Genomic DNA, 6,642 nt, shown 5'->3' on the forward strand with positions numbered 1-6,642 from the left:
CTTCTTGGCCACCGCATCGACGCAGGTGACGTGCCAGTCGGGTTGGCAGATGGCCAGCACGACACCCGGCAGGCCGGCGCCACTGCCGACATCCAGCACCCGCTGCGGCGGTACGCCGCCCTGCCCCGCCCTCGCCGCCAACCCGCGTCGCAGCGCCGGCACGATCGCCAGGCAATCGAGCAGATGCTGGGTCAGCATCGCCTCGGGCTCGCGCACGGCCGTCAGGTTGTAGACCCGGTTCCATTGGGCGATCAGGCGCAGGTAGGCCAGCAGGCGGCCGGTGGTGTCGTCAGGCAGCGGCAGGCCTAGGGCGTCGGCGCCCGCCTTCAGCGCGGGCGCCAGTGGATCGAGCGGGGTGGCAGGCGTGCTACTCATCATGGGGCGAGGGCGTGAGGATTGGGGACCGACCTCGCCAAAGCCGCAACCTCGGACGGCCGCGCGATTCGCGCCCGCCGCTCGGCCCCAGCCAAGGCGGACAAGGGCTGCCGCCCACCAGGACCGCGATCTCAGGCCGCATCGGCGGCCGGCGCGTCGTCGGGCCCCGGCGCGGCGCGGCCGTCGTTGGCCGCCCCCAGGAAGCCCGCGAAGCGCTTCTTCTTCAGGTGCACCAGCAACAGCGAGATCGCCGCCGGCGTGACACCCGAGATGCGCGCTGCCTGGCCCAGGGTCTCTGGCCGGTGCCGGCTCAGCTTCTGGCGCACCTCGTAACTCAGCGCCGTGACCTGGTCATAGTCCAGCTCGGCCGGCAACGGCAGGTTCTCGTAGGCCAGCGCGCGACCGACCTCCTCGACCTGCTTGTCGATGTAGCCGGCGTACTTGACCGAGATCTCGAGCTGCTCGATCACCGCGGCGGCCAGCTCGGGGCCCAATTCAGCGACCAAGGTTTCACGTGAAACACCCTCTTCGGGCCGCGCCGCGTGGGCAAGGCTGGCGACGGCGTCGAAGCCCACGCCCGGGCGTCGCAGCAGGTCGGCCAGGCTGTACTCGCGCTCGATCGGCTTGCCCAGGACCGGCTCGGCCAGCTCCGCCGGCAGGATCCCGGGGTGCACCCAGGTCGCGCGCAGCCGCTCGGCCTCCCGGGCCACGGCGTCGCGCTTGCGGTTGAAGCCCGCCCAGCGCGCGTCGTCGACCAGCCCGAGCCCGCGACCGAGCTCCGTCAGACGGGCATCGGCGTTGTCTTCGCGCAGCTGCAGCCGGAACTCGGCGCGGCTGGTAAACATGCGGTACGGCTCGGTCACGCCCTTGGTGACCAGGTCGTCGACCAGCACCCCGAGGTAGGCCTGGTCGCGCCGCAGCGCCAGCGGCGAGCGGCCCAGCACCTGGCAGGCGGCGTTGACGCCGGCATACAGCCCCTGCGCCGCCGCCTCCTCGTAGCCGGTCGTGCCGTTGATCTGGCCGGCGAAGAACAGCCCGCCGATGGCCCGCGTCTCGAAGCTGGCCTTCAGCCCGCGCGGGTCGAAGTAGTCGTATTCGATGGCGTAGCCAGGCCGCAGGATGTGCGCGTTTTCGAGCCCGGGCATCGTGCGCACCGCCGCGAGCTGGATGTCGAAAGGCAGCGAGGTCGAGATGCCGTTCGGGTAGAACTCGTTCGTCGCCAACCCTTCCGGCTCCAGGAAGATCTGGTGCGAGGCCTTGTCGGCAAAGCGGTTGATCTTGTCCTCGATGCTCGGGCAGTAGCGCGGCCCCACGCCCTCGATCACCCCGGTGAACATCGGGCTGCGGTCGAAGCCGCCGCGGATGATCTCGTGGGTGCGCTCGTTGGTGTGGCTGATCCAGCACGGCATCTGGCGCGGGTGCATCGCCACCGCGCCCATGAAGCTGAACACCGGGATCGGGTCCAGGTCGCCCGGTTGCTCGACGAGCCTCGAGAAGTCGATCGACCGGCCGTCGATGCGCGGCGGCGTGCCGGTCTTCAGGCGGCCCTGCGGCAGCTTCAGCTCCTTGAGTCGCGCGGACAGGCTGACCGCCGGCGGGTCGCCCGCGCGTCCGCCGCTGTGGTTCTGCAGGCCCACGTGGATGCGCCCGTCCAGAAATGTGCCCGCCGTCAGCACGACCGTGCGCGAGCGGAAGCGGATGCCGACTTGGGTGACCGCACCGACCACCCGGTCGCCTTCGACCATCAGGTCGTCGACAGCCTGCTGGAACAGCCACAGGTTCGGCTGGTTCTCCAGCCGGTGCCGGATGGCCGCCTTGTAAAGCACGCGGTCGGCCTGGGCGCGGGTGGCCCGCACGGCCGGGCCCTTGCTGGAATTGAGGATGCGGAACTGGATGCCGGCCTCGTCGGTGGCCAAGGCCATCGCACCGCCCAGGGCATCGACCTCCTTGACGAGGTGGCCCTTGCCGATGCCGCCGATCGACGGGTTGCAGCTCATCTGCCCCAGCGTCTCGATGTTGTGGCTCAACAGCAGCGTGGCGCAGCCCATGCGGGCTGCGGCGAGGGCAGCCTCGGTGCCGGCATGGCCACCGCCGACCACGATGACGTCGAATTCCTGGGGGTAGAGCACGGCAAGGCCCGGTGAGTTGCGATGGTTCGGCCGCGAAGTTTCGCGTAAGGGCTTGATTTTAAAGGCCGGCCAGCTTCTCGTCAGGGCCGCGCGACAATCCCGTGGTGGATGCTCCTGCCCTCGCCTGCCGGCACGGCTGCGGTGCCTGCTGCATCGCGCCGTCGATCTCCAGCCCGATCCCCGGCATGCCCACCGGCAAACCGGCCGGCGCGCGCTGCATTCAGCTCGACGACACGCTGCGCTGCCGGCTGTTCGGCGACCCGCGCCGCCCGGCGGTCTGCAGCTCGCTGGCGCCGAGCGCATCGATGTGCGGGCCCGACCGCACCCACGCGATGCACTGGCTCACGACGCTCGAGCGCCAGACGAGCCCCGGCGCGCCCGCGCCACGCCCGCCAAGCTGACCCAGGTCAAGACGGACGCTGACCGAGCGGGCAAGATGCGGGCGTCGCCAGATACCCCAACCCCTATACCGCAGGCGACCGGACTGCCAGGAGAATTTCGCATGACCACCAACGTCGGCACCATCGACCGCATCTTTCGCATCGTGCTGGGCCTCGCCCTGATTGGCCTGTCGCTCGGCGGCCAGATCGGCGTGTGGGGCTGGATCGGACTGGTGCCGCTGGCCACCGGGCTGCTGAAGACCTGCCCGCTGTATTCGGTGCTCGGCATCTCGACCTGCCCGCTCAAGCGCTGAGCGACCCCGCGGCGCCGCCGTCGGCCCCCGCCGGCGGCACACTGCGCAGATCCTGCACGACCCGGCCTTCGCCGAGCACGATGACCCGGCTGGCGCTGGCAATCGTGTCGGGCCGGTGCGCGACGATGATGCGCGTCAACGGCAGCTGCTGCACCGCCCGATTCACCAGCCGCTCGCGGTCCACGTCGAGCGCGCTGGTGGCCTCGTCAAGCAACAGGATGCGCGGCCGCTTGTACAGCGCCCGCGCCAGCAGGATGCGCTGCTTCTGCCCGCCCGACAGCACCGTGCCCATGTCGCCGACCAGCGTCGAATAGCCCATCGGCATCGCCGCGATTTCCTCGTGCACCGAGGCGAGCTTGGCGCACTCGGTGATCCACGCCGCATCGGGCTCGGGCGCGAAGAAGGCGATGTTGTCGGCGATCGAGCCGGCGAACAACGCCTCGTCCTGCATCACCGTGCCGATCAGCGCGCGCCAGGGCCGCCGTCCGAGCTGGCCCGGCGTCAGCCCGTCGATGCGCAGCTCGCCGGCCTGCGGCTCGTGCATGCCCAGCATCAGTTTCAGCAGTGTCGTCTTGCCGCAGGCCGAGGGCCCGACGATTGCCACCGACTCCCCGGCCGCGACCTCGAAACTCACGCCGCGCAGCACCTCGGGCTCGAGGTCCGAATAGCGGAAGTGCAGCCCCTGCACCGCCAGCGAACCGGCCAGCCGCGCCGGCGCCGCCGGCCGGGCGGTGGGCAGTGCATCGGCCTCGGGCGGCGTCAGCACGATGTCGGCCAGGCGCTCGCCCTGCAGGCCCATCAGCCGCAGTTCGCCGAGCTTGTCGATCAGCGCGCCGGTGCGGGTGGCGAACTGCTCCTGGTAGGCCAGGAACGCGAACAGCATGCCGGTCGACAGCTGCTGGTCCATCACGGCGAGCGCGCCGAGCCACACCACCGCCACCCGCTCGAGCCCGAACAGCACGCGCTGTGCGATCGCGAGCCTGAGCTCGAGACGGCGCACCGCCAGGCTGGCGTTGGTCGCATCGACCACCAGGTTCATGAACTGCGACTGGCGCATCGCCTCCGCATTGAACAGCTTGATCGCGCCGACGCCACGCAGCGACTCGAGGAAGTGGCTCGACTTCTTCGCGTCGTGCACCAGGGCCTCCTCGGCCGCCTCGCGCATCGCGCCGAACAGCGCCCAGCGCAGGGCGGCATAGAGCGCCACCGCCAGCACCGCCACCACGGCCAGCAGCGGGCTGTACAGCAGCATCAGCGTCAGCGTCAGCAGCACCAGCACGCCGTCGATCAGCCCTTCGGCGAACTGATGGGTGAGCTTCTCCTGGATCTCGTGCACCGCGGCGAAACGCGACCAGATGTCGCCGGTGTGGCGGCGCTCGAACCAGTCCATCGGCAGGCGCAGCAGGTGCGCGAACACGTTGCCCAGCCATTGCAGCTTCAGCGTGGCCGACAGGTGCAGCACCGCCCACGAGCGCCCCGCCGCCGCCAGCGCCTGCAGCAGCACGAGGCCGCCGAAGCCGACGCCCAGTGTCACCAGCAGGTCGCGCTCGCCGGTGACCAGCACGCCGTCGACCACCCATTGCAGGAAGAAGGGCGACAGCAGCAGGAAGGCCTCGAGCGCCAGCGCGAGCAGCAGCACCTGGCCGAGCGCACGCTTCAAACCCGTCACGCGGCCGAGCAGCTGGCGAAGCGTGACGCGCTCGCGCTCGCGCCGCGGGCGGAAATCGGCTGTCGGCGTCAGCTCGAGCGCCACACCGGTGAAGTGGGGCGACAGCGCCTCCAGCGTCATGCGGCGCAGCCCGCGCGCCGGGTCGTGGATTGTCGCGATGCCGCGCCGGACGCCGACCAGCACCACGAAGTGGTTCATGTCCCAGTGCAGCACGCAAGGCATCGCCAGCTGCGCCAGTTGCTCGGGTTCCGCGCGCAGCGCGCGTGGCGCGAGGCCAAGCACGCCGGCCATGTCGGCCAGGTCGGCCGCCGTGGCCCCCTTCAGCGAGATGCGAAACCGCTCGCGCAGGCCAGCGAGGTCGGTCTGAAGGCCATGCGCGCCGGCCACCATCGCGAGGCAGGCGAGCGCACATTCGGCAGCCTCGGTCTGCAGGATCAGCGGCACGCGCCCCGGCCCGGAGCGCCAGTTCAGGAATGGCCGGGCCCGGCCCGCGGGCGCCTCGGTCACAGGCGCCTCGCCCAGCCCAGCACGGGCTCGAACAACCACTCGATCAAGCGCCGGCGCTCGAGCGCGACGTCGGCCTCCAGCTGCATGCCGGCCATCAGCGGGCGCGGCTGGCCTGCCGCCTCGACGGCCTGCCGATCCAGCGCCACCGTGACCCGGTACAGCGGCTCGCCCCCCGGGCGCGCTGCGATCGGCACCGCCGCCAGCTCGGCCGGCGCGAGCGGCGCCTGCGCCACGCGCAGCACATGGCCGGTCTGCAGGCCGAACTTCTGGTACGGGAAGGCGTGCAGCCGCAGCCACACGGCCTGCGCCGGCTGCACGAAACCCAGCGCGCTCGACGGGGCGTAAAGATGCGCCTGCAGCTGCGCTCCGGCCGGGCTCAGGCTGGCCAGCGCTGCGTCGGCCCCGACCGCCTGGCCGGGGGAGGCGCTGAACGCCGCCAGCACACCATCGGCCGGCGCGCGCACGACGAGCTGGCGAGCCGCCGCGGTGGTGTCGGCCCGCACGGCGGCCTCGGCCACCTCGGCGCGGTCACGCTCGAGCTCGCCCAGCCGCTGGGCCGATTGCAGCGGCAACTCGCGCCGCTCGGCCTGCAAGGTAGCCGCCTCGCGCGCCAGGGCCTGGCGCTGGCGCGCGAGCGCAGCCCCTTCGGCGCGCAATCCCAACACGTCCTCGTTCTTGGCCTGAATCTGCGCGGTCGAGACGAAGTTCTCGCCGCCCAGCGCCTCCAGCCGCGCCATCGCCTTCTCGGCCAGCACCAGCCGCTGCTGCTGCAGCTGCGCCTGTGCGTCCAGCTGCGCCTGCTCGCGCTGCAGGCCGGCAAGGCGCTCGTCCAGCGCGGCCAGCTGCTGGCTGCGCAGCGCCTGCTCCTGCCGCGCCGCCTCGGCGAAGCTGCGCTCGCGCGCCGCGAAGGTCTGCTGCAACTCGGCTTGCTCTTGGCCGGCCAGTGCCGGGCTTTGCACAGCAAGCGTGAACAGCGCATCGCCGGCACGCACCGCCTGGCCCTCCTGGGCCCGCAGCGCGAGTACCGTGCCTGCTACCGGCGCGACGATGCGGATCAGGCCCCGGTCGGGCACCAGCACGCCGGCCAGGCGGGCCTTGCGCGTGTACTCGCCCCAAAAAAGAAAGGTGCTGACGGCGCAGAGCGACGCCAGCACCCAGAAAGTCAACCAAGCCAAACCCGGTGGCTGCACCAGTTGGATGCTGCCGAGCCAGGCCCGACGCTGGTTGTGGAGGGATTCGTGTCGAAACAGGGTCACGCGCCGGCTCCC

Annotated in this window: 6 protein-coding genes; 2 read left to right on the forward strand and 4 right to left on the reverse strand. The window is 71.4% G+C overall.

Going from position 1 to position 6,642, the window contains the following annotated elements; translation table 11 throughout:
• On the reverse strand, positions 1–375 hold a 375-nt coding region (locus VJ693_RS03630), incomplete at its 3' end, for a 16S rRNA (guanine(527)-N(7))-methyltransferase RsmG (RefSeq protein WP_324152106.1).
• A gap of 131 nt (positions 376–506) precedes the next feature.
• Positions 507–2,504, reverse strand: a complete 1,998-nt coding sequence (gene mnmG, locus VJ693_RS03635) for a tRNA uridine-5-carboxymethylaminomethyl(34) synthesis enzyme MnmG (RefSeq protein WP_324152107.1) — start codon at positions 2,502–2,504, stop codon at positions 507–509.
• A gap of 104 nt (positions 2,505–2,608) precedes the next feature.
• On the opposite strand from mnmG, the gene VJ693_RS03640 reads away from it, so the two are divergent.
• A complete protein-coding gene (locus VJ693_RS03640; protein WP_324152108.1) occupies positions 2,609–2,905 on the forward strand; it encodes a YkgJ family cysteine cluster protein in 297 nt (98 codons plus the stop codon).
• A gap of 101 nt (positions 2,906–3,006) precedes the next feature.
• Positions 3,007–3,198 (forward strand): DUF2892 domain-containing protein, encoded by a 192-nt coding sequence (locus VJ693_RS03645; RefSeq protein WP_324152109.1) that lies wholly within the window; start codon positions 3,007–3,009, stop codon positions 3,196–3,198.
• On the opposite strand, the gene VJ693_RS03650 is transcribed toward VJ693_RS03645, so the two are convergent.
• Positions 3,188–5,374 carry a peptidase domain-containing ABC transporter gene (locus VJ693_RS03650; RefSeq protein ID WP_324152110.1) on the reverse strand — a complete coding sequence of 729 codons (2,187 nt, stop codon included), beginning with the start codon at positions 5,372–5,374 and terminating at the stop codon, positions 3,188–3,190. The two genes, VJ693_RS03645 and VJ693_RS03650, sit on opposite strands and share 11 nt — an antisense overlap.
• Positions 5,371–6,642, reverse strand: a 1,272-nt coding sequence (locus VJ693_RS03655) for an HlyD family secretion protein (RefSeq protein ID WP_324152111.1), incomplete at its 5' end; no start/stop codon positions are given. The genes VJ693_RS03655 and VJ693_RS03650, both read right to left, overlap by 4 nt.

Source organism: Ideonella sp., from assembly GCF_035254525.1.
GTDB lineage: Bacteria > Pseudomonadota > Gammaproteobacteria > Burkholderiales > Burkholderiaceae_C > Ideonella.